The organism is Anaeromusa sp., assembly GCF_028691475.1.
Classification (GTDB): Bacteria; Bacillota; Negativicutes; order Anaeromusales; family Anaeromusaceae; genus Anaeromusa.
Genome location: NZ_JAQUZF010000021.1, coordinates 8306 through 31264, shown reverse-complemented (window position 1 = coordinate 31264; position 22959 = coordinate 8306). Strand labels below are relative to the sequence as shown.

Here is a 22959-nt window from a genome sequence, read left to right as displayed (position 1 = left end):
GAAATGACCGTACCGGGTATTGCCGGCAAAAAACTGTTAGTGAAGTAAGAAACTGTTAAGCAAGAAGGTTTGCAAAGAAGCCTCGGATGACCGAGGCTTCTTTTGCGTCCTGCGGACTGCCTTGCTCTCCAAAAGCCGCAAAAAAACCGGCGGCTGGCTATTAGAGAATCTCCATTTTCTCCTGTTAAACTCGTACTCAGTAACCTTCCTGCGTTCCCTCCATTTACTCCCTCTACTCTTGTTCAATATTTTTTCTCTGGCCCTGGCCTAAAAAGCTATGCTAAAATACTATAATAGAATACAGAATAAAGGAGTCAGCATAATGAGCACAGATGAATCTTTTGTCTCTACGCATTTCATTCAAGCTATTATTAATGAAGATAATAAAACCAATAAGTACGGTCAGAAGGTGCATACCCGCTTTCCGCCTGAGCCGAACGGCTATTTACATATCGGTCATGCCAAGTCCATCTGCCTGAATTTTGGCTTGGCCTTGGAGTATGGCGGGCAATGCAACTTGCGTTTTGATGATACAAATCCCAGTAAAGAGGAAACCGAATATGTTGACTCGATTCAAGAAGATGTACATTGGCTGGGGTTTGACTGGCAAGAGCGCCGCTTTTATGCCTCCGATTATTTTGAGAAGCTCTATGAGTGCGCCTGTCAATTAATTCGCGACGGCAAGGCCTTTGTTTGCGATTTGACGGCGGAGCAAATGCGCGAACATCGGGGCACCTTGACCGAGCCAGGCAAGGAAAGCCCTTGCCGCAACCGCAGTGTTGAAGAAAACCTCGATTTGTTTGGGCGTATGCGGGCCGGAGAATTTGCTGACGGCAGCCGGACGCTGCGGGCGAAAATCGATATGGCTTCGCCGAATTTGAATATGCGCGATCCTGTATTGTACCGGATCATGCGGGCGCACCATCATCGCACAGGAGACGCCTGGTGCATTTATCCGATGTATGATTACGCCCATCCGGTTTCTGACGCGTTAGAGGGCATTACTCATTCCATCTGCACCTTGGAATTTGAGGATCATCGGCCTCTTTATGATTGGACGCTGACGGCATTGGGCTTTGATCCACGGCCGCAGCAGATTGAATTTGCTCGGCTCAATCTTACCCGGACGATCATGAGCAAGCGCTATTTGCGGCGTTTAGTGGAGGAAGGCCGCGTCAGCGGCTGGGACGATCCTCGGATGCCTACCATTTCCGGTTTGCGGCGCAGAGGCTATACGGCAGCAGCTATTCGTGATTTTTGCGAGCGCATTGGCGTGGCGAAAAGCAACAGCCAAGTCGATGTGGCGATGCTGGAGCATTGTGTGCGGGAAGACCTCAATGCCAAGGCGGCACGGGCCATGGCGGTGCTGCGGCCGCTCAAAGTGGTTATCACCAACTACCCGGAAGGCCAGGAAGAATGGCTGAGCGCGGAGAATAATCCGGAAAATTCGGAGATGGGCGAGCGGCAGATTCCATTTGGCCGAGAACTGTATATTGAGCAAGAGGATTTCATGGAGGAACCGGCGAAAAAGTTTTTCCGTTTGGCTCCGGGCAAAGAAGTGCGCCTCAAGCATGCCTATATTATTTGCTGCGAAGAAGTAGTGAAAGACGAAAACGGCAATATCCTAGAGGTGCGGTGCACCTATGATGCGGATACCAAAAGCGGCGGTCCCAACAGCGCGAAAAAAGTCAAAGGCGTACTGCATTGGGTTTCGGCGGCGCATGCGAAAAAGGCGCAGGTGCGTTTGTATGATTATCTGTTGCTGCCCGAAGAAGAGGGCGTAGACAGCACTGATTTTGCAAATCGCATGAATCCGGCTTCTTTGGAGATTGTGGAAGCCATGGTGGAGCCGTCGCTGGCTTCAGCGGCCCCGGGAACTCATTATCAATTCCTGCGTACCGGATATTTCTGCGTGGACACAGTAGAGTCTAAAGCAGACGCCCTGGTGTTCAATCGTGTTGTTGGCTTGCGTGATTCCTGGGCCAAGGTGCAAAAGAACCAAGGATGACATAAGATGACATAAATAGTAGAAAAGCGTGCCTTCGAGCACGCTTTTTTTCTGTTTTAGCAGGATTTATGGACCTGTGTGGAGGAATATATCTATAATGCATTAATAACTCTTGCTTGCAATTTATGGGTAATCTCTTTGTTGGCAGAAGTTCTTGGTAAATATATAGTGCTCAAAGGGAGAAAAGGAGCAAAAGGAATTATTTTTTGCTTGTTTTTGCACATATAAGCAGGAATTTGACTGTTTTTGGGGAATCTTAGTCTACGGATTTTTAGGTAGAGCGTGCTTGCCTGAGGGGAAGCTGGAGAAATGCGTGGAGGTGGAGGAATGGTTTTGCGTAAGCATTATCAGGCCGGGCTTGATGTAGGGTCAACAACAGTAAAAATTGTCATTACCGATGCAAATGATCGTCTTGTATATAGCCGCTACCGACGCCATCTCTCAGATGTGCGTACAACTGTAATTTCATTAGTGGACGAAGCGTATGCGGAGTTTCCTGAGGCTGAAATCACCATTGCTGCTGCTGGCTCTGGCGGAATTGCCGTGGCGGAATGGCTGCAAATCCCGTTTGTTCAGGAAGTAGTAGCCTGTACGGAAAGCATCGGACGCTACATTCCGCAAACCGATGTGGCTATTGAGCTGGGCGGCGAGGACGCAAAGATTACTTTTTTTGATCAAGGCGTGGATCAGCGCATGAATGAAACCTGCGCCGGCGGTACAGGCGCTTTCATCGACCAAATGGCGGCTCTCTTGCAAACCGACGCGGCAGGGCTGAACGAACTGGCTTTGCAACATAGCACGTTGTATCCGATTGCCGCCCGGTGCGGTGTTTTTGCGAAAACCGACGTACAGCCGTTGCTCAACGAAGGCGCGGCAAAAACCGATATTGCCGCCTCCATTTTGCAAGCAGTTGTCGATCAGACGGTGGGCGGGCTGGCTTGCGGCCGCAGTATTCGCGGGCGAGTGGCTTTTTTAGGGGGGCCTTTATTCTTCCTGTCGGCGCTGCGGCAGCGCTTTTCCGAATCGCTGAAGCTGAAGGAAGACGAAGTCGTTTTTCCGGAAAATTCGCAGTACTTTGTGGCTTTGGGAGCGGCGCTGCTATCCAAGGAACATGAAGTCTGCCGCTTTGTCGAGGTGAGAGAAAAAGCATTGGCTTTGCGCAATGTAGCGGTGGAACGGGAAATTGCTTCGTTGACGCCGTTGTTTGCCGAGGAGGAAGATAAGACTGACTTTTTTCGGCGTCACGGTCGCTCGAAAGTGGCTCGGCGGGAGCTGGCTTCTTTTGCGGGAGACTGCTTTTTAGGCATTGACGTGGGCTCGACCACTACGAAGGCGGCTTTGCTTGACGAGGGCGGACAGCTTTTATTCTCTTGGTATGGCAGCAATGAAGGGAATCCCTTGGCTACAGTGGTTTCGATTTTGCAGGAATTATACCGGAAGCTGCCTAAAGAGGCCAAAATTCGCCAAAGCGCGGTGACCGGCTATGGCGAAGCTTTGATTCAGGCGGCCTTGGGCGTGGATATCGGCGAAGTGGAGACGGTGGCCCATTATAAAGCGGCTAATTTTTTCTTGCCTGGGGTGTCTTTCATTTTAGATATCGGCGGACAGGACATGAAGTGCCTTCATGTGAAAGAAGGCATTATTGACCGAGTTTTGCTGAATGAAGCCTGCTCTTCCGGGTGCGGCTCCTTTTTGGAGACCTTCGCCAACTCCTTGGGACTTGATGTGAAGGCCTTTGCGGCTGCGGCGCTGACATCCGGTCATCCTGTTGATTTGGGATCGCGCTGCACGGTGTTTATGAATTCCAAAGTGAAGCAGGCGCAAAAGGAAGGCGCTGCAGTTGGCGATATTTCCGCTGGTTTAGCGTATTCGGTTGTGCGCAATGCGTTGTACAAGGTCATAAAAATCAGCAGACCCGAAGAATTGGGGGAACATATTGTAGTGCAAGGCGGCACGTTCTTCAACGACGCTGTGTTGCGCGCCTTCGAACTGTCTATTGGCCGCGAGGTGATTCGGCCGGACATTGCCGGTTTAATGGGCGCTTTTGGCGCGGCGCTTTTGGCGTTGGAGCAATGGGACGGCAAGGCGGAGACCGGCTTGTTGTCTTTGGCGGAGCTGCAGCGTTTTGCAGTGGAAACGGATATCCACCGGTGCGGCCAATGCGGCAACAATTGTCTGTTGACGATCAATCGTTTTACCGACGGACGTCGTTTTATTTCGGGAAACCGCTGCGAGCGAGGCGCCGGACAGGCTAAGACCAATGCAGAGCTTCCCAATTTATACGCTTATAAGTATCGCCGGCTTTTTGGCTCGTATCGTCCGTTAGCGGCGGAAGAAGCGCCGCGAGGGCGTGTGGGTATTCCCAGGGTTTTGAATCTATATGAGAATTATCCCTTTTGGTTCACTTTTTTCAATGAGCTTGGTTTTCGGGTTGAACTTTCGGCTCCTTCGTCTAAAGAACTGTTCAATCGCGGCTTAGAGACCATTCCATCCCAAACGGTTTGCTATCCGGCGAAGCTGGTGCATGGGCATATTATGGATTTGGCCCATAAGGGAGCGCCTTTCATCTTTTATCCTTGCATTCCTATGGAGAGTAAGGAATTTACAGATGCGGACAATCATTATAACTGTCCTGTCGTGGGAAGTTATCCGGAAGTTGTGCGCAATAACATGGATGTGCTGGAAGCAGAAGGCGTGCGGTTGGTGCAGCCGTTCTTGCCTTTGGATGATCCGAAACGCTTGGCTAAGCGGCTGCAGGAAGAATTGGCGTTTCTGCACTTGCCTTACGGCGAGGTTAAAAAAGCGGTGCGCCGCGCTTATCTGGAAATGGATCGTTTTCGTTCCGATATACGGGAGATGGGCGAAAAAGCGCTGCAGTACTTGACGGAAACCGGACGTACGGGAATTGTCCTGGCGGGTCATCCCTATCATATTGATCCGGAAGTGCATCATGGCATTCCAGACTTGATTTTAGCTAACGGTTTGGCTGTGTTGACTGAGGATGCCGTTTCGCACATGGCGGCAGCGCCAAAACCGCTGGGCGTTGTGGATCAATGGGTGTATCATTCTCGCTTGTACCGGGCGGCGCAGTTGGTGGCGCAGCAGCCGGAGCTGGAACTGGTACAGTTGAATTCCTTTGGGTGCGGCTTGGACGCCATTACGACGGATCAGGTTTCCGATATTCTCGTACGGGCCGGGAAGGTGTATACGGTCCTGAAGATCGACGAGGGCAGCAACCTAGGCGCGGTGCGCATCCGGATCAGGTCCTTGCTGGCGGCGGTGCGTGAACGGGAACGCCTTGGGGCGTCTGTGGCGGAAAAAACGCCGTTAGTTATTAAATCTCCTTTTACCAAAGCCATGAAAAAGACCCATACTATTTTGTGTCCGCAAATGTCTCCGATTCACTTTCAATTTATGCAGGCGGCCATGTCTTCGTCAGGTTATCATTTAGAAGTATTGGAGTCGGCGAACAAGCAAGCGGTGGAAGAAGGCTTGCGGTACGTGAACAATGACGCTTGCTATCCGGCGGTGATGGTGGTGGGACAGCTTATTCAAGCATTGCAGTCCGGGAGGTACGATCCAGAGACGACGGCGCTGCTGATTTCCCAGACTGGCGGCGGCTGCAGGGCTACCAATTATATCGGCTTTTTGCGGCGGGCTTTGCGGGAAGCTGGTTTTGCCAACACGCCGGTTATTTCCGCCAACTTTGGCGGCATGGAAAGCAATCCCGGCTTTAATGTATCAGCGGGCATGGTGAAACGGCTGATTTTGGCCATGCTGTACGGTGATGTGCTGATGCGCGTACTATATCGCACACGGCCCTATGAGTCGGTGGCCGGTTCTGCGGAAAAGCTGTATGCGACATGGGTGGAACGGTGCAAACTAAATGTGGCCAATGGTGACCGTGGCCAGTTTCGTGATAATGTCCGACGCTTAGTGGCGGACTTTGAAAAATTGCCTTTGCGGCAGGAGGAAAAACCCAAAGTAGGCCTTGTTGGCGAAATTCTTGTTAAATTTCACCCGGATGCCAATAATGACGTTGTCGGCATTATTGAGCGCGAAGGCGGCGAGGCGGTTGTGCCGGATTTGACCGATTTCATTTTGTACTGCCTATACGATGATGAATATCGTTACCAGTATTTATCGGGGAGCCGTATTGACCAACTTGTCAGCAAAGGCTATATTAAGTTAATCAATTGGTTCCGCAAAGATGTGATTCAAGCTCTGGCCCAAAGTTCGCGCTTTCGTCATATTGAGCCCATTGATGAGTTAGCGCAGAAGGTCAAGGGCATTGTCTCCTTAGGAAACCAAACCGGTGAAGGCTGGCTTTTGACCGCGGAAATGGTGGAATTGATTGAGGGCGGCGCGCCTAATATTATCTGCATGCAGCCGTTCGCTTGCCTGCCTAATCACATTACAGGCAAAGGCGTAATGAAAGAGCTGAAGCGCCGTTATGCTAAGGCCAATATAGCAGCCGTTGATTATGATCCTGGCGCCAGTGAAGTGAATCAATTGAACCGGATTAAGTTAATGATGTCTGTTGCGTTTAAGCAATTGCGCGACGAACAGCGTCGCCGGCAGCGGCCGGGACAGGAGGAGCAGCAAGCAGCGACCAGCCTGGCTGATGTTGTTGGTGCAGAAGTACAGCCGCAAGCGGATTAGAGCAAGTCCTCTTAGGCGTAAGGAAGAAGTAGCAGGGAAAGAAGGAATAGACGGTGAAATTAAATTTTAGCAAGAAAGAATACGCTGCCTTATTGGAAATGCTGTATATGGCAGATTGGGTGCTTCATGCCCATTCCGAAGAAAAGGGCGAGTCTACGGAAGAGTATCGTTTGCTTATGCAGAAAGCATTGGAGGCTGCCAAGGATTTTAACTTGGAAGAAGCAGTGGGCCGTGATGATCGAACTGGAGAGTATTATCTTACTCGCCGTTTTGGGGAAGAAGGCCGGCCGATGCAAGAAATTGAGCGTTTTGAAAACTATACCTTTTGGGCGGAATTGGTGCATCGCTTGGGACGAAGAGATTTTATCCGTCTTTATGGCGAGGAGCGTATCAAGCAAATGAATTTGGAGGAGCGCTATCAGACAGAGTCGGAAATGCAGGTGCGCTATGATGAGGAGTTTGCCCAATATGGTTTGGAACGTCTGGAGATTATGAAGACGGCTAAGAGCGGCAACGAGCAATAAAAGGCTGCAAGGAAGCAGTCCGGCGCATGGCGCTGGACTGCTTCCTTGTCGTTAGGAAAGGTGCAAAATGAGACTATCTATGATACAATTTACTACAATGAAGATGCAATTTTACTATGAAAGATACATCGGTGAGGCGAGGAGGCGGCTGGCATGTACCGCGCAGGGAAAATAATTGTATGTTGCTTGCTGTTTTTGTTGGCGTCGGCTTCTCTGTTTGGCGAGCCGGCATTGCCGAGACCGCAGAGTTTGGCGTCGGAGGAGCGCCGCGAGGCGGTGGCGCAGCCGTTGCTTCGCTGGACGCCCATTGCAGATGCGCTACAATACGAATTGGAAATTTGGACTCGCTCGCCAGAAGAGGCTCCTGAAGGATTCGGGCCGCTTTTAAAAACCAAACAGGTTTTTCAGGCTGCGTATCAGGCTGATTTTTCCTTATGGGACGAAGAACAAACTTTATACTGGCGGGTGAGGGCTCTGGATTTGGACGGACAGCCGATCAGCCGCTTTTCTCAGAGTGAAGTGCTGCAGGTAAATCCTAAAAATAAAGGACCCCTGCGTCCTGTCTTGAATGCGGATTTCAATGCTGGCGGTATGGCTTCTTTACTGTATCCGGTTTATACCTGGGTCATGATTCCGGGCGCTTCCGGGTATGAAGTGGAGCTTTTGGCGGCGGAGCCGGAAAATCCGCTAGGAACGGAAGCCTCGAAGTATCGTATTTGGAGTCAACGGGTCGGCGCTGTTATTGATTGTTATGATGAGCTGCCGCGCAGCAAGCCAGGGGTGTATTACTGGCGGGTGCGCGGGTTGGATGCGCAAGGAGGCCCTGTAGGCGTATGGTCGGAAGCGGGCCGCTTTACGGTGGATCCTGCCAATGATGGCTGGTATTCGGCTTCTTTTGGGGATAGTATTGTTCATGGCGGCGGCTCGGTTTCTTTTTCGCCGGCGGACAAAGAATATGATTTTCAAACGTATCTGCACTTTTCCCATGTAAACCTGGGACGCAGCGGCGATACTACGGAAAGCATGCTGGCTCGGTTTGACGCGGATGTATTGCCTTACAATCCTAAATATCTTTTGATTTTAGGAGGGACCAACAGCTTGCGCGGCGGCGTGCCGGCAGAACAAGTTATCCAAGAACTAACGGAAATTGGCGAAAAATGCCGCGCTAATGGCATTCGGCCTATTTTCCTCACTTTGCCTTCCATAAATCCGGCGGCCATTGAGAGGGTATTTGACGAGCCGACGGCAGAAAACTGGCGCAGCGCGTTTACCAAAGTGAATCAGTTTATTCGTCGCCAGCCGTATTATATTGACTTGGAGCCTCATTTTATTGACTCCAAGGGCGTGATGCAAAACCGTCTAGCCATTGATGGGCTGCATCCCGGTTTGGAGGGCAAAGAGCTTATGGCGCAAATCATTGAGCGAAATTGGGTACGGGTTACGCGCTAAATACAATTACAACAGTGTAAGATGAGAAAAAGCTTTACAAAATGGCGGATGTGCCGGATAATAAATAAAGACCTGGTTCTAAAACCAGGTCTAAATAAGGCGTCTCCGGCAGAAGATCATTTGCCTGGATGCTTCATCGTGGTAGGAATAAAGGAGTGTAATCATGCAACGAGTGGTGATCCGGGGGACTGGGCATTACGTGCCGCAACGGCGCTTAACGAATGAAGACTTGACTCGTATGGTCGATACAACCGATGAGTGGATACTTTCGCGTACCGGCATTTCCGAACGGCGTATTGCCGCTCCAGAAGAGGCAACATCCGATTTGGCCTTGGCGGCAGCGAGGGCGGCGTTGGAAGACGCCGGTATGACGGCGCAGGATTTGGATTTGATTTTGGTCGCTACCGTAAGCGGCGATTATCCATTTCCGGCTGTGGCTTGCCTGTTGCATCATCAACTAGGTTGTTTGCCGCGCACAGCTGCGTTCGATGTGAGCGCAACGTGTGTGGGCTTTTTGACGGCGTTGCAGGTTGCCGAGCAATATATACGTTGTGGTACGCATAAAAACGTATTGGTAATCGGCGCGGAAGCGCTGTCTCGTTTTACTGATTATGAGGACCGCGGCACTTGTATTTTATTTTCCGATGGCGCTGGCGCAGCTATTCTATCCAGGGGCGAGGAAAAAGACGGCGCAGGGATTTTGCATACGTTACTGCGCGCTGACGGTCAATACGCTGACCTGCTCTACATTCCCGGCGGCGGCAGCCGCGAACCGGCCGGAAAAAATAAAATGGCCATGGATGGAAATAAAATTTTCAAGTTGGCGGTCAACGCCATGACGCAGGCGGTAAAGGAAGCCTTGGCGGCTACCAATCTGACGATTGACGATATCGATTGGGTGGTGCCTCATCAGGCCAATCAACGTATTATTGATGCGGTTGCCAGACATTTGTCACTGCCGATGGACAAGGTTGTGTGCACGGTTCGTGAGTATGGCAATAATTCGGCGGCTACTATCCCGCTGGCTTTTGATTTGGCGATTAAGGAAGGGAAGATTCAGCGCGGCCAAAAAGTGCTTTTAACGGCTTTTGGCGGCGGCTTGGTTTGGGGCGCGGCCATTTTAGAATATTGATTAACCAAAGCAGGCGAGAGCAATCATCTCCGCCTGCTTTTTTGCGGCTTTCTTTTTCGATTTGCATAAAACGTCGGCTCTCAGGCCGGGATTATGATAAAATAATAGTGTCAGGAAATGACGGACGATCATGGTGGGGTGGAAACATGTATAAATTGGCTCATGTCGGTCTTGTAGTGAAAAATGCAGATGTTTCTAAAGCCTTTTATCAACAGGCGCTTGGTTGTGAAGTGGAAAATGTATATCAGGACGAGCGGATTAAACTAGTCTTTCTCAACGCGGGAGGGCAAATCATAGAACTGGTGCAACGGTTGCAGCAGGAACCGGCGGAACGCCAGGATGGCGTAGTGGATCATTTAGCGTTTTGGGTACCTGATGTGGCGGTGGAAATGGATCGCTTGCGTTCGCTTGGCATTATGCCGTTAACAGAGCAGCCGGCTTCGTTAGGGAAAACTTTGCAGAACTTTTTCTTCTTAGGGCCAGATGGAGAGCGGGTGGAGTTTATGCAAGGATCGCTGTTTTAGGCGGGTTTATGTCGGGACATACTGAAAGCGGAATGGTGCTTTTGCTGAGTTAAACTGTAAGAGCAAGAGAAACTGATGAAAAACAAGGAGGGGCCTATGGTTTTTGACAGTCATTGTCATACCGCGTTTTCTACGGATTCACGCATGACCTTGGAGGAGGCAATGGAGGCTGCTGCGGCAAAGGAAATCGGTCTGATTATTACAGAGCATATGGACTATGATTATCCCCAGCCGGAAGCGTTTCTTTTTGAGCCGCAAGAGTATTTGGAGGCGTATGCGCCCTATCGCAGCGAGAAGCTGCTGCTGGGTGTAGAGATCGGCATGCGCGCCGAGTGCAAGGCGGCCAATCAGGCGCTGCTTGCGAATTATGCATTTGATCAAGTTATCGGTTCCATTCATGTTGTAGAGGGCATGGATATTTATGATGCGGCTTTTTATAAAGGACGCAGCAAACGGGATGTTTACTGCCGTTACTTTGAAGCTATGCTGCAATGCGTGGAAGAATATGATTTTATTGACGCCTTGGGACATATCGACTATATTGCCCGCTATGCGCGGTATGAGGATACGGAAGTGTATTACGGCGAATATATGGATCTGATTGATGCGATTCTTCTGGTCGTTGCCGGGCGTGAAACGGCATTGGAAATCAACACGAGACGCTTGGAGTCGCCGCTGCGCTTGCGGCAGCTATTGCCTATTTATGAGCGCTTTGCCGCTTTAGGAGGCCGCTTTGTGACGATTGGCTCTGATGCGCACAAGCCGGAGGATGTGGGGCGTTGGCTGCGCAAGGGGCTGGCGATAGCGGAGTTTGCCGGTTTGCAGCCTGTGTATTATCGGGAAAGACGACGCTATGGGTATGATGACAAGGTGTTAGTTTAAGGAGGTAGGCAATATGCAACAAATCATTTTGGGCGGTGACAGCTTATGGCTGGGGCGCGGCGCTGTGAAGGAATTGGGGACGCTGCAGGCTAAAAGGGCATTTATTGTAACCGGCGGCTCTTCCATGAAACGCTACGGCTTTTTAGAACAGGCGGAAGTGGCTTTGCGTTCGACGGGGTGTGAAGTCTATTTGCATGAGGGCGTTCCGGCCAATCCGGATACGGAGGCTGTCTTGGCCGGCGTGCGGGCCATGCGGGAGTTTCAGCCGGATCTGGTGCTGGCAATGGGCGGCGGATCGCCTATTGACGCGGCTAAAGTAATGACGTTGTTTTACGAGTATCCGGAGCTTACTTTTGCAGCAGCCAGAGAAGGCAGGCTGCCGCAGAAAAGGCAGCGGACCCGGCTGGTGGTGGCGCCGTCTACTTCCGGCACAGGGAGCGAAGTCACTTGGGCGGCGGTAGTCACGTTCCGGGAAGACGAAATTAAAATTGGCTTGAAGAGCAATGCGTTTATTCCGGATATCGCTATCTTGGATCCGGAATTGACGCTGACTATGCCGGCGGCCGTGGCGGCGGAGACCGGCATGGATGCAGTGACGCATGCGGTGGAAAGCTACTTAAATAAAAAACGCAATCCTTTTAGCGATTGCCTGGCGAAAGAGGCGGTTGCCGGATTGCTGCGGCACTTGGGAGCTTCTTGCGGCGGCGATGAAGAAGCGCGGGAAGAAGTTCACTATTTGCAATGTATGGCTGGCTTGGCCTTTCACAATACCGGTCTGGGCCTGTCTCACGGCATTGCGCATGCTATTGGAGGGCGTTACGGCCTGGGACACGGTCTGATCAACGCCATTGCGCTGCCGTATGTTTTGCGTTACAATCGCCGCGACGACTGGGCCAAAGGGCGTGAGCAAGAGCTGGCCAAGGCGGCGCAAGTGCCGGATTTGGCGGAGGCGTTGCTAAAATTGCGCCGTGCCGTGGCCATTCCGCACTCCTTTGCGGATGTGCTGTCGCTTCGAGAATGGCAGGATGGCTTGGAAAGTGTTACTGCCAAGGCCTTGCTGGGTTCGACGCAGGTGAACCCGGCGGAAATCGATGCAGAAGAAATGAAAAACCTTTTGAACATGATTTATGACGGGCGTCTTGACGACGTAGCGCTTATTTGATTACGATGCTGTATTTGCTGAAAATCGTATATGCCACATTTTTATTGCCCCCAGGCTGCTTTTTAGTTTGCTTTGCAGGGTTGGGCTGGTGGCTTTGGCGAAAAAAAGAACGCATGGCGGCAGGGCTGCTGTTAGTGGTGACCTTTTTGTTCTATGCAGCTTCGACGCCTGCATTGTCGGAGGCTCTAGTGCGCTCGCTGGAGGAACGCTATGAGCCAGCAGCGGCGATGGCGCAAGGCGATGTGCTGGTAGTGCTTGGAGGCGGCGCTACGCAGGATACCCCAAATGTCCAAGGAGAAGGACATTTGGCCGGCCACGCGGCGAACCGTCTTCTGACAGCCTACCAGCTGTATCGGTTGGAACCGAGGCCTATTATCTTTTCCGGCGGACAGGTGTTTGCCGGCACTGGCTGTGAAGCGGCGGTAGCCAAACACATCCTGCAAAGTTTAGGCGTACCGGAGCGTGATATTTTGGTAGAGGATCAAAGCCGTAATACGACGGAAAATGCCTTGTTTGTACAGAAACTGCTGCAAGAAAAGGGGTTTCGGCAGCCGGTGCTGGTTACGTCCGCTTTTCATATGGACCGCTCAGTGAAGCAGTTTGCAAAAATTGGCATAGAGACGCACCCTTATCCAGCCGGATATATGGTCAATCGGCACGCGATTTTTGAACCGCGCAAATTGGTTCCCAGCGCCGATTCGCTGGCTGATACCAGTTTGGCCTTGAAAGAGCATATTGCTTTATTAGCGGTTCGTTGGTATTGAAATCACAATATGGGCCTGGTGGAAAGCCAGGCGTGTTCTTTTTTGTAGGCTATAGACCTTGTTTACAGCTGAAATAGGAAGTTTCTGTCTTTTGGTTGAAGTGAACGAGAAGAATAGGGTATAATGCAGGAAGTATTGAAAGGAACGGAGAGAGGCTTTTGTTTGCCAAGTTATGCAAATTTTGTCTGGTAGGCGCTTCGGGCGTGATTGTGAATCTGTTAGTTTATTCGCTGTGCCTATGGGGGGGCTTTTTTTACGTAGCCGCTGCAGTATGCGCTTTTTTAGTGGCTGTAAGCAATAATTTTTGGTGGAATTTTTCCTGGACCTTTCAAGGGGCGGCTGCAGACAAAAGTATGCAGCGGAAATACCTGGAGTTTTTTGGCGTTAGCCTAGGGGGCTTGGGGCTTAACTTATTGGTATTGCATTATTTGGTCAGCGCCTGGAGCATGGATAAGACTCTGGCACAGCTTGTTGCCGTAGCTGTAGTCAGCTTTTTTAATTTCTTCCTGAATTATACTTTGACTTTCCGAGAAAAGAAGGAGCTGCCAATATAGTGAACGACCTGATTATTATACCGACGTACAATGAAAAAGAAAATTTAGGGCCTTTGCTGGAAGCTATCTATGAAATTCGGCCGGATATTCATGTGCTGGTAGTCGATGATAACTCTCCGGACGGTACAGGGCAATTGGTCGCGGAATGGGCGGAAGCGCCGCAATATGAGGGGCGGTTGTTCTTATTGCGCCGCGCAGGCAAGCTGGGCTTAGGGACCGCCTATATTGCGGGCTTTCGCTGGGCCTTAGCCCGCTCGTACCGACGTATTTTGGAAATGGATGCCGATTTTTCCCATAATCCACGGTATTTGCCGGACTTATTGGCGGCAGCCGAAGAAGCGGACCTGGTGCTGGGCAGCCGTTATGTACCTGGCGGCGGAGTGAAAAATTGGGGTTTTTGGCGGCGCTTTTTAAGCCGGGGCGGCAGCTTGTACGCCCGGGTTCTTTTAGGGCTGCCTTATCAAGATTTGACTGGCGGTTTTAAATGTTTTCGGCGAGAGGTTTTAGAGACTCTCGATTTGGGCGCTGTTCGTTCTAACGGTTATTCTTTTCAGATTGAGCTGACCTATCGGGCGCACTGTAAAGGCTTCAAAATAAAGGAAGTGCCTATTGTTTTTGAAGACCGGGAAGTGGGTAAATCTAAAATGTCTAAACACATCTTTTTGGAAGCCGTGCTGATGGTATGGAAACTGAGGATGGAGGGCCTTTGATGCGCTGGGAAAATGGGCTGATTCTGGCGATTGCCTTGGCAAATATTGCCTATAATGCAACCTTGCCTTTGCATTATGACGAAGCTTATTACTGGGTCTGGACACAACGTCTGGACTTTTCCTATTTTGACCATCCGCCGATGATTGCCTGGCTGCTTTGGGTTGTGGGCCAGGTGGGACAGACGGAGGCGGTGCTGCGTATTGTTCCGGTGGCCTGCCTTTCCGGAGCGGTATGGCTGATGTGGAGGCTGACGGAGAACTTGTGGGGGCGTGCTGTAGCGCAGTACGCACTGCTGCTTTTACTAGGGCTGCCTATTTTGCAAATCGGTTATTTGCTGGCGACGCCAGATGCGCCGCTGGCCTTGTTTTGGGCGGCGGCTCTTTATAGTGCGCAGCGGGCTTTGCAGAAAGAGGGTTCGGCTTGGTGGCTGGCGGCTGGCGTTGCCGGAGGCGCGGCGATGCTTTCCAAATACACGGCGGTGCTGCTTTTACCTGTGTTGCTCTTGACTGTCTTGGTTTACCAGCCGCGGACGCTGCGGAGACCTGTGTTTTGGGGCGCGCTGGTTTTAGCGGTGCTTGTTTTTTCACCGGTGCTGTATTGGAATTTTCTGCATGACTGGGTTTCTTTTCGATTTCAGTACGGCCATGGCATGGATGCCCCCAAGGTGCTGCAATTGCCGCTTTTTTTTGATTTTTGGGGCGCCCAGGCGGCGATTGTTAATCCGATTTTTTTCTTCGCTCTGTTCTATTTTAGCTGGCGCTATCTTAAATCGAATGTGCAGAAATGGCAGAGCGCGCTGCTGTGGCTTTCCTGCTGGATTCCGCTAGGTTTCTTTGGCTATGCGGCGTTATTTAAAAAGGCGGAAGCCAATTGGCCGGTACCGGCTTATTTGGGCGGCATGGCGCTCTTGGCGTACTGGCTGCAAAAAAAACAAGCGCGAAAATGGCTGGTTGCGGGCTTAGGGTTGTCACTGCTGCTTGTTGGCTTGGCTAAATTTCCCGAAGTCGCGCCATGGCTGCCGCCTAAAGCCAATTTGAAGGTGCAGCAATTTATAGGAAATGACGTGTTCGCTCAAGGGCGGTCCTGGCTGCAGGAGGATGTGCGCTGGGTGCTGAGCGACTCTTATCAGAACGCCTCTCTGGTGTGGTATTATCTGCCTGGCAAACCCGCTGTCCATGTGGTGACGCCGGCGCGTATTTCTATGTATGACTATTGGCGGCAGGATTTGCCGCCCTTGGCAGGCGGCACGGCTCTTTATTTCGGCGCGGCAAAAGACGAAACAATGTTAAAACAGCAATTCCGCGAGGTAGAGAAAGTGGCGCAGCTAAGCGAAGGCATACGGCAGGTGGCTGTATTTCGCTGCCGAGGTAAAGAGGAGTTTTAAGGGCATAGAACGAAAAAGGATGGAGAAGTCCATCCTTCTTGCATTTGAAGAATTTGGAAGGAAGAGGAAGTGGAGATATGCAGAAGCAGCAATGCCTTTGCGGAGAATATGAAGAAAAATTTGCGGTGCAGGCTGGCTTTTTGTGGCCATTTTTGGCGGATCCGCATTATTGGCGCAGTTGGCAGCCGGATTTGCAGGAAGTGCGCGTAACCGTGCCGCTCCAAGAAGGCGCTGCTGGAAAATGGCGGCGCACATCGGCCTGGGGGCGTTCTTTTTGCGTGGAGAAATTGGAACCGGAGCGCAAAATCGCTTTGCGTTTTCGTTATTTATGGTGGTCGCTGCTGGCTGTTGGCGTTATAGAGCCTGCTGGCGACGGCTGTATATTGCGGTTTTCCCTAGAGGTACAAGGCCTGTTGTCCGAGGTGGCTGCGGCCTGGTTTGGTAAGAAGCTGGCTTTGCAAATGGGCGGTTTTTTACAACCTCTGCGCCAACTGAGTGAAACGGCGCAAAAGGGAGAGTTTGTCTTTCGTATTCCAGGATAAAAAGGAGGCATGCGACGTATGAAAGGAAACATTCATCACTTGGGAATCAACACTTTGCGAATGTTGGCGGCGGATGCGGTGGAAGAAGCGAAATCTGGTCATCCTGGTATGCCGATGGGTGCGGCAGCGATGGCTTACGTGCTTTGGACGAAGTTTTTGCGGCACAATCCGCGTAACCCCGCTTGGCCGGGGCGGGATCGCTTTGTATTATCTGCAGGACATGGCTCGATGCTTTTATATGGACTCTTGCATTTGACAGGCTATCAGGTAGCATTAGAGGACATCAAAAACTTTCGTCAGTGGGGATCGCTGACTCCCGGGCATCCGGAATGGGGCCATACGCCGGGGGTGGAAACGACTACCGGACCGTTGGGACAAGGCTTTGGCAATGCCGTGGGCATGGCGATGGCGGCGAAATTTATGGACGCCCATTTTCCGGGCAAAGAGGAGCCTTTGTTTGACAATAAGGTCTATGTCCTTGCAGGCGACGGCGATATGATGGAAGGCGTCAGCCAGGAAGCGGCTTCGCTGGCTGGGCATTTAGGTTTGGATAATTTAATCTGTCTGTATGATGATAATAAGATTTCTATTGAGGGAAGTACAAACATAGCATTTACGGAGCAAGTAGGGGCTCGTTTTGCAGCTTGCGGTTGGCGGGTGTTGCAGGTACAGGACGGCAATGACCTGGAGGAACTGGAAGCGGCGCTGGCGAAAGCGCAGCAAAGTTCCGGTCAGCCCGTATTGATTACTGTTAAAACACAGATCGGCTACGGCAGTCCGGGGAAAGCGAATACGGCTGCGGCCCATGGCGAACCGTTGGGGGCGGCGGAACTGGCGCGTACCAAGGAAGCGCTGGATTGGCCGCAAGAACCTCGCTTTTTCGTGCCTGAGGATGTGCGCTGCGAGATGGGCAAGTGCCTGGAACGAGGCGAGGAAGCCGAAAAAGAATGGCAGCAAAAATGGGATGCTTTTGCGTCCTGCCATCCAGAAGCGGCGCTGCAATGCAGTTGCTGGCTGAAAGGGGAGCTGCCGATAGATTGGGATGCAGACGTCATTCCGTTTGCTCCAGACGCCAAAGGCCAGGCCACGCGGGCCGCCTCGGGAACGATTCTAAATTGGCTGGCGGCGGCAGTGCCCAATCTGCTCGGCGGCAGCGCCGATTTGGCGCCATCCAATAAAACCTACTTGTCTGGCTGTGGTGATTTTCAAAAGGGAAGTTATGAAGGGCGAAACCTTCATTTTGGCGTACGCGAACATGCTATGGGCAGTATTTTGAACGGCTTAGCTTTGTTTGGCGGTTTGCGCCCGTATGGAGCCACTTTTTTATCTTTCGCCGATTATATGCGTCCTGCCATGCGTTTGGCAGCTTTGATGAAGCTGCCTGTGGTGTATGTGTTTACGCATGACAGCATTGGCGTAGGCGAAGACGGGCCGACCCACCAGCCGGTAGAGCATTTGGCGTCGTTGCGCTGCTTGCCGGGACTGGCGGTGGTCCGTCCGGCCGATGCGAATGAAACAGCGGCTGCCTGGAGACATGCTTTGCGTCAGCATGAGGGGCCGGTGGCCTTGGCGCTCAGTCGGCAAAACCTTCCTGTGCTCGAGGAGACGACAATTTGTCCGGAGGAAAGTGTGGCTAGAGGCGCCTATATACTGCATGAAGGGGCGGAACGCCCGGAGTTGATCATGATTGCCAGCGGCTCCGAGGTGTCCTTGGCGTTGCAGGCGGCGAAAACGCTGGAGGCAGAAGGCCGCTTGATTCGAGTTGTCAGCATGCCTTGTCAAGAATGGTTTGCTTTGCAGCCGGCTTCATTTCAACGGAGCGTACTGCCGGAGGGGGTGCCTCGCATGGTGGTCGAGGCGGCTTCTTCCTTCGGCTGGGAGCGTTATGGAGGCGCTGGCGGTGTCTATGTAACTGTGGACGGCTTTGGCGCGTCGGCGCCAGCGGAAAGATTGTTTGAGCATGTTGGGCTGACGGCGGAAAACTTGACTGAGCAGCTTCGAAAAACCTTAGCAAAAAGGTAAGCGGAGTTGAATCAGGCGTGAGTAGATTGAAAAATAGCTTTACTTTTGCGGAGGTAAACGATACAATAAAGCCATGCTCAAGAGAATAGGTCTAATGAGGTCGGGTTTGTTCTTCTCAGACATTCCAGAAGACCCAAAGCCGTTCCGGGCAAAAATGCTCTGAGGAGGATTCCTAAATGTACGAAGACAAAACCCTGACTTGCCGCGAGTGCGGCGCTGAATTCATTTTCTCCGCATCGGAACAAGATTTCTATGCTGAAAAAGGTTTTCAGAACGAACCCGGTCGTTGCCCTACCTGCCGTGCTGCTCGTAAACAGCGCACCGGCGGTTCCGACCGTCCCCAGCGTGAAATGCACGAAGCCATCTGTGCCGAGTGTGGCGTCACGACTCAGGTTCCGTTCCGTCCCAGTGGCGATCGTCCGGTTTACTGCCGCGACTGCTACTCCAAAAACCGCATGTAATAAAAACGACCCCGCCGGAAGGCGGGGTTTTTTTATTACATGCGGTTGGTTATTTGCGCAAGGTGTTGACGAAGCGTTCAATGCGCTCCAGAGCTTCGGCGAGCTGGGCGCTGCCGGCGGCGTAAGAGCAGCGGACATGGCCTTCGCCGCTGGCGCCAAAGGCATCTCCAGGCACAAGGGCCACCTTTTCCGCCTTGAGCAGCTGCTCGGCAAATTCCAGAGAGGTCAGACCGGTTTCTTTAATGGAAGGGAAGATGTAAAAGGCTCCTTTAGGTTCGAAGCATTCCAGGCCCATGCGGCGAAAGCCGTTAACCATGAGGCGGCGGCGGTTGTTGTATTCTGCCACCATTTGCTGCATTTGCCGGTCTCCATGACGCAGCGCCTCCAGGGCGGCGATTTGGGCGGTAATCGGTGCGCACAGCATAGTGTACTGATGGATTTTGTTCATAGCGCCGATGAGCTCGGCATGGCCCAGGGCGTAGCCAATGCGCCAGCCGGTCATGGCGTAGGCTTTGGAAAAACCGTTGAGCAGCAGCGTGCGTTCTTGCATGCCCGGAAGAGAGGCGAAAGAGACATGCTCGCCTTCATAAGTCAAATCTCCGTAAATTTCGTCGGAAATCACGATTAAATCATGCTTTTCCGCAAAAAGCGCCAGCTCCAGCAAATCTTCGCGGTTCATGATGGCCCCTGTGGGATTGTTAGGGAAACCCATCATCAAGACTTTGGTGCGCGGCGTCAAAAGCGCTTCTAAGTCGGCGGCCCGCACTTTGAATTCTTGGGCGGCGCTGGTAGCAACCGGTACCGGTTTGCCGCCGGCCAAATGGACGCAGGCTTTATAGGACACATAGCAAGGCTCAGGGATCAGCACTTCATCTCCCGGGGCCAAGAGCGCCCGCATCGCCAGATCTAAGGCTTCGCTGACGCCGACTGTGACCAAAACCTGATCGCGGGGGTTATAGGTGATGTCATGGCGTCTCTGAATAAGCTGCGCGATTTCCTCGCGCAACTCCAACAGGCCGTAGTTGGAGGTATAGCTGGTGTAGCCTCGCTTCAAGCCGTACATGCAGCTTTCACGAATGTGCCAGGGCGTGACAAAGTCTGGCTCGCCGACGCCCAAGGAAATAACGCCCTTCATTTCGGCGACAATATCGAAGAAACGACGGATGCCGGAAGCCGGCAGCGCTTGCACGGTAGGAGAAATTCGTTCTTGCCAGTTCTTCATGGCGTCACCGCCAAGCGGCGATCTTCTTCATCATCTTCTAAAACGATGCCGGCTTCTTTGTATTTTTTTAGCATGAAATTGGTAGAGGTGCCCATGACGCCCTCAATAGTGGATAGTTTGGTAGCGACGAAGTCCGCTACTTCTTTAAGCGTGCGGCCTTCGACGAAAACCATTAAGTCGAAGCTGCCGGACATGAGGTACATGGCGCAGACTTCCGGATAGCGGTAAATGTTTTCGGCAATGCCGTCAAAACCGACTTCTCGCTGCGGCGTCAGGCGGACTTCGATACAGGCGGTAACGTTGTGTACGCCTGCTTTTTCCCAGTCAACAAAAGTATGGTATTTTAAAATCACCTTTTTTTCTTCTAGTTCCTGCAAATCGGCGTCCACCTCTTCGGCGCTGCAGCCAAGCATGGCTGCCAGCTGGGCGGAACTAAGGCGAGGATGGCGTTCTACTAATTCCAATAAAGCTTGTTTCGGATGCATGTGTAGCACTTCCTTTCTTTAGTAAGAGACAAATAAAAAAACCGTTCCATCCTGAAAAAGGACGAAACGGTTCCGCGGTACCACCTTTATTAGCCGCCGGCATGGCGACTCTCTTGAACCCAATAACGCCGGGAAAGCGGGAAAACCTACTAGCCCCCTAGGCGGGCGTTGCGTTTTCCGGCTCAAGGATGGCTTTCACTGCGTAGCGCCGCCGACTTGCACCAACTGCCGGCTCTCTGTAAGGTCGTGTAACAGCTACTTTTCCTCTCATTGCCGTAAGGTATAGATTTGATTTGTATTCTATCATGTCTTTTTCAGGAAGGCAAGCTTGAGAAAATACATTTTTCTGAAAGGCAGATAAAGAAAATACAATTCCTGGTTGACAGAGTTACAGAAAGTTGCTATACTAACGCCATACACCAAGAATATCGTCAGGCGATGAAGCCTTCTTCTTTCCTTATTTAGGGAAGAAGAAGGCTTTTTGTTTGATGGCGGCCAACGACGGCGGCAGGGAATGAAGATTCCTTGTCGCCGTTTTTGTCTGTGTGATGGTGTGGCGGAAATCCGCTGTAAAAGCAGACTGTCGGGAGACGGTTTGAGCAGAGAAAAGGGGGAGAAGGGTATGAAAAAATGGTGGAAAACTCTAAGCTTGGCGTTGCTAGGCAGCTTGCCCGCGTCTCTGGCGTTGGCGGCGGAAGAAGGCGCGGCAGCGGCCGCAGAGGCTGCAGAAGCAGTAAAATTGGATACAGGTGATACGGTTTTTGTCCTTTTAAGCGCTGCGTTGGTTATGCTGATGACGCCGGCATTAGCTTTGTTTTATGGAGGTATGACACGCAGCAAAAACGTACTCAATACGATTATGCTGAGCTTTTTCGTTTTAGCTCTCGTTTCGGTGCAATGGGTATTATTCGGTTATAGTCTTGCTTTCGGACCTGATATCAATCATTTACTGGGAAGTCTTGATTGGGCCGGTTTAAGCGGTGTCGGCCAGGAGGCCAACGCTGATTATGCGGCGACTGTGCCTCATCTGGCGTTTATGATCTTCCAATGCATGTTTGCGGTGATTACGCCGGCGCTGATAACCGGCTCGATTGCGGAAAGAATGCGTTTTCCGGCGTTTGCCTTATTTGTTCTGTTTTGGACGACTGTGGTCTATGATCCTTTTGCGCACTGGGTATGGGGCGTTGGCGGCTGGCTGCGCGATTTAGGCGCGCTGGACTTTGCCGGTGGTACGGTTATTCACATTCTGTCTGGCGTATCGGGTTTAGTTGCTTGTTTAGTTATGGGAAAACGTCGCGGCTACGGCGTATCTCCGATGATGCCTCATCACTTGCCGATGACGGTTTTAGGCGCGGCTCTTCTGTGGTTCGGCTGGTTCGGCTTCAATGCGGGCAGCGCGTTAGGAGCAAGCGGTTTGGCCGCCAGCGCTTTTGTTGTGACCAATACGGCAGCAGCAGCTGGTTCGTTGGGCTGGCTTTTTGTGGAATGGATGCATAATGGCAAACCGACCGTTTTAGGTATTGTCAGCGGCTGTATCGCTGGTTTGGTAGGGATTACTCCGGCAGCAGGCTTTGTGGAAATTGTGCCGGCTGTAATTATCGGCTTAGGCGCAGGCATGTTGTGCTATTTCGCAGTCAGCATTTGCAAGCGTCGGCTGGGTTACGACGATTCCTTGGATGCTTTCGGCGTGCATGGCGTGGGCGGCACCTGGGGCGCTTTAGCCACTGGTTTGTTTTGTACAAAAGAAGTGAATCCCGCCGGAGCGGATGGTTTCTTCTACGGCGGCGGTCTGGAGCAGTTCTGGATTCAGGCGGCCAGCGTAGGTATGGCTATTCTGTTTGCAGCGGTGATGACCTTTGTAATTCTGAAAGTTATCGCCCTCTTTACGGAACTGCGTGTTTCCGAAGATGCAGAAGTGGTGGGACTCGATATCAGCGAACACGGCGAAAATGGCTATGTAAGCCAGGAGTTTGGATCAGGCGTACCGATGGGCGCCGGAGCCATGGCGTTCGAACGGCTGGAACAGCCTGTTGCCACGAAGGCGCATTTCTCGTAAACTGATAGTAAAGAATGAGAAGTGCGAGTTGAAGGAGGATTGATGATATGGGCGATTTGATTAAAATCGAAGTGGTCACTCGTCCGGGCAAGCTGGAGGATCTGAAGGATGCTTTAGCGGAAATCGGCATAACCGGCATGACCGTGACCCAGGTATATGGCTGTGGCAGCCAAAAAGGACACACTGAAGTTTATCGCGGTACAGAATACGCGGTCAACTTGCTGCCTAAAGTTAAAGTCGAGACAGTGGTCAAAGAAAGCGAAATGAAAGCCGTCATGGATGTGATGCGCGATACGTTGCGGACAGGCAAACTAGGCGACGGCAAGATTTTCGTATATCCCATTCAAAATGCCATCCGCATTCGCACCGGTGAAGAAGGCGCCATGGCTGTGGGCGAGAAAAAAGAGTAAGTGAA

General features: G+C 51.8%; 19 protein-coding genes and 1 other annotated feature. Of the genes, 17 read left to right on the top strand and 2 right to left on the bottom strand.

Annotation, left to right across the window (positions count from 1 at the left end; all coding sequences use genetic code 11):
• Positions 1 to 322 precede the first annotated feature (322 nt).
• From PHF27_RS04925 to PHF27_RS04855, 15 genes are all read left to right on the top strand, one after another.
• Positions 323 to 2008, top strand: a complete 1686-nt coding sequence (locus PHF27_RS04925) for a glutamine--tRNA ligase/YqeY domain fusion protein (RefSeq protein WP_300066852.1) — start codon at positions 323 to 325, stop codon at positions 2006 to 2008.
• Positions 2009 to 2335: 327 nt separating this feature from the next.
• Entirely contained in the window at positions 2336 to 6670 is a 4335-nt protein-coding gene (locus tag PHF27_RS04920) for a 2-hydroxyacyl-CoA dehydratase (RefSeq protein ID WP_300066849.1), read from the top strand.
• Between the two features lie 53 nt (positions 6671 to 6723).
• Positions 6724 to 7194 (top strand): hypothetical protein, encoded by a 471-nt coding sequence (locus PHF27_RS04915; protein WP_300066846.1) that lies wholly within the window; start codon positions 6724 to 6726, stop codon positions 7192 to 7194.
• 153 nt (positions 7195 to 7347) lie between these two features.
• Positions 7348 to 8643 carry a GDSL-type esterase/lipase family protein gene (locus PHF27_RS04910; RefSeq protein WP_300066843.1) on the top strand — a complete coding sequence of 432 codons (1296 nt, stop codon included), beginning with the start codon at positions 7348 to 7350 and terminating at the stop codon, positions 8641 to 8643.
• A 163-nt stretch (positions 8644 to 8806) separates the two neighbouring features.
• Positions 8807 to 9775, top strand: a complete 969-nt coding sequence (locus PHF27_RS04905; protein ID WP_300066841.1) for a beta-ketoacyl-ACP synthase III — start codon at positions 8807 to 8809, stop codon at positions 9773 to 9775.
• A 146-nt stretch (positions 9776 to 9921) separates the two neighbouring features.
• Positions 9922 to 10299 carry a VOC family protein gene (locus tag PHF27_RS04900; protein ID WP_300066838.1) on the top strand — a complete coding sequence of 126 codons (378 nt, stop codon included), beginning with the start codon at positions 9922 to 9924 and terminating at the stop codon, positions 10297 to 10299.
• Between the two features lie 96 nt (positions 10300 to 10395).
• Positions 10396 to 11181: a histidinol phosphate phosphatase gene (locus tag PHF27_RS04895; RefSeq protein ID WP_300066835.1), complete on the top strand. Its 786-nt coding sequence runs from the start codon at positions 10396 to 10398 to the stop codon at positions 11179 to 11181.
• Positions 11182 to 11194: 13 nt separating this feature from the next.
• Positions 11195 to 12343, top strand: a complete 1149-nt coding sequence (locus PHF27_RS04890; RefSeq protein ID WP_300066832.1) for an iron-containing alcohol dehydrogenase — start codon at positions 11195 to 11197, stop codon at positions 12341 to 12343.
• Positions 12344 to 12348: 5 nt separating this feature from the next.
• Entirely contained in the window at positions 12349 to 13107 is a 759-nt protein-coding gene (locus tag PHF27_RS04885; protein ID WP_300066855.1) for a YdcF family protein, read from the top strand.
• Between the two features lie 158 nt (positions 13108 to 13265).
• Positions 13266 to 13661 carry a GtrA family protein gene (locus PHF27_RS04880; protein WP_300066829.1) on the top strand — a complete coding sequence of 132 codons (396 nt, stop codon included), beginning with the start codon at positions 13266 to 13268 and terminating at the stop codon, positions 13659 to 13661.
• Positions 13661 to 14371 (top strand): polyprenol monophosphomannose synthase, encoded by a 711-nt coding sequence (locus PHF27_RS04875; RefSeq protein ID WP_300066826.1) that lies wholly within the window; start codon positions 13661 to 13663, stop codon positions 14369 to 14371. The genes PHF27_RS04880 and PHF27_RS04875 overlap by 1 nt, the downstream gene beginning before the upstream one ends.
• The gene (locus PHF27_RS04870; protein ID WP_300066823.1) at positions 14371 to 15756 is read left to right on the top strand and encodes a glycosyltransferase family 39 protein; all 1386 of its coding nucleotides are present in this window, start codon (positions 14371 to 14373) and stop codon (positions 15754 to 15756) included. Before PHF27_RS04875 ends, PHF27_RS04870 begins: the two co-directional genes overlap by 1 nt.
• A 77-nt stretch (positions 15757 to 15833) precedes the next feature.
• Positions 15834 to 16298, top strand: a complete 465-nt coding sequence (locus tag PHF27_RS04865; protein WP_300066820.1) for an SRPBCC family protein — start codon at positions 15834 to 15836, stop codon at positions 16296 to 16298.
• An 18-nt stretch (positions 16299 to 16316) separates the two neighbouring features.
• Positions 16317 to 18320, top strand: coding sequence for a transketolase (tkt, locus tag PHF27_RS04860; RefSeq protein ID WP_300066817.1), 2004 nt, complete (start codon positions 16317 to 16319; stop codon positions 18318 to 18320).
• A 176-nt stretch (positions 18321 to 18496) separates the two neighbouring features.
• A complete protein-coding gene (locus tag PHF27_RS04855) occupies positions 18497 to 18781 on the top strand; it encodes a zinc-ribbon domain containing protein (protein ID WP_300066814.1) in 285 nt (94 codons plus the stop codon).
• A 49-nt stretch (positions 18782 to 18830) separates the two neighbouring features.
• Here PHF27_RS04855 and PHF27_RS04850 read toward each other — a convergent pair whose 3' ends face one another.
• On the bottom strand, positions 18831 to 20003 hold the full coding sequence (locus tag PHF27_RS04850) for an aminotransferase class I/II-fold pyridoxal phosphate-dependent enzyme (RefSeq protein ID WP_300066811.1): 1173 nt from the start codon (positions 20001 to 20003) through the stop codon (positions 18831 to 18833).
• On the bottom strand, positions 20000 to 20488 hold the full coding sequence (locus PHF27_RS04845; RefSeq protein ID WP_018702599.1) for an Lrp/AsnC family transcriptional regulator: 489 nt from the start codon (positions 20486 to 20488) through the stop codon (positions 20000 to 20002). The genes PHF27_RS04850 and PHF27_RS04845 overlap by 4 nt, the downstream gene beginning before the upstream one ends.
• Positions 20489 to 20542: 54 nt before the next feature.
• Positions 20543 to 20768: a binding site (T-box leader), on the bottom strand.
• A gap of 342 nt (positions 20769 to 21110) precedes the next feature.
• On the opposite strand from PHF27_RS04845, the gene PHF27_RS04840 reads away from it, so the two are divergent.
• Together PHF27_RS04840 and PHF27_RS04835 are read left to right on the top strand one after the other, a co-directional pair.
• Positions 21111 to 22544 (top strand): ammonium transporter, encoded by a 1434-nt coding sequence (locus PHF27_RS04840; protein WP_300066806.1) that lies wholly within the window; start codon positions 21111 to 21113, stop codon positions 22542 to 22544.
• Positions 22545 to 22591: 47 nt separating this feature from the next.
• Positions 22592 to 22954 (top strand): P-II family nitrogen regulator, encoded by a 363-nt coding sequence (locus PHF27_RS04835; RefSeq protein WP_300066803.1) that lies wholly within the window; start codon positions 22592 to 22594, stop codon positions 22952 to 22954.
• The last annotated feature ends 5 nt before the right edge of the window (positions 22955 to 22959 follow it).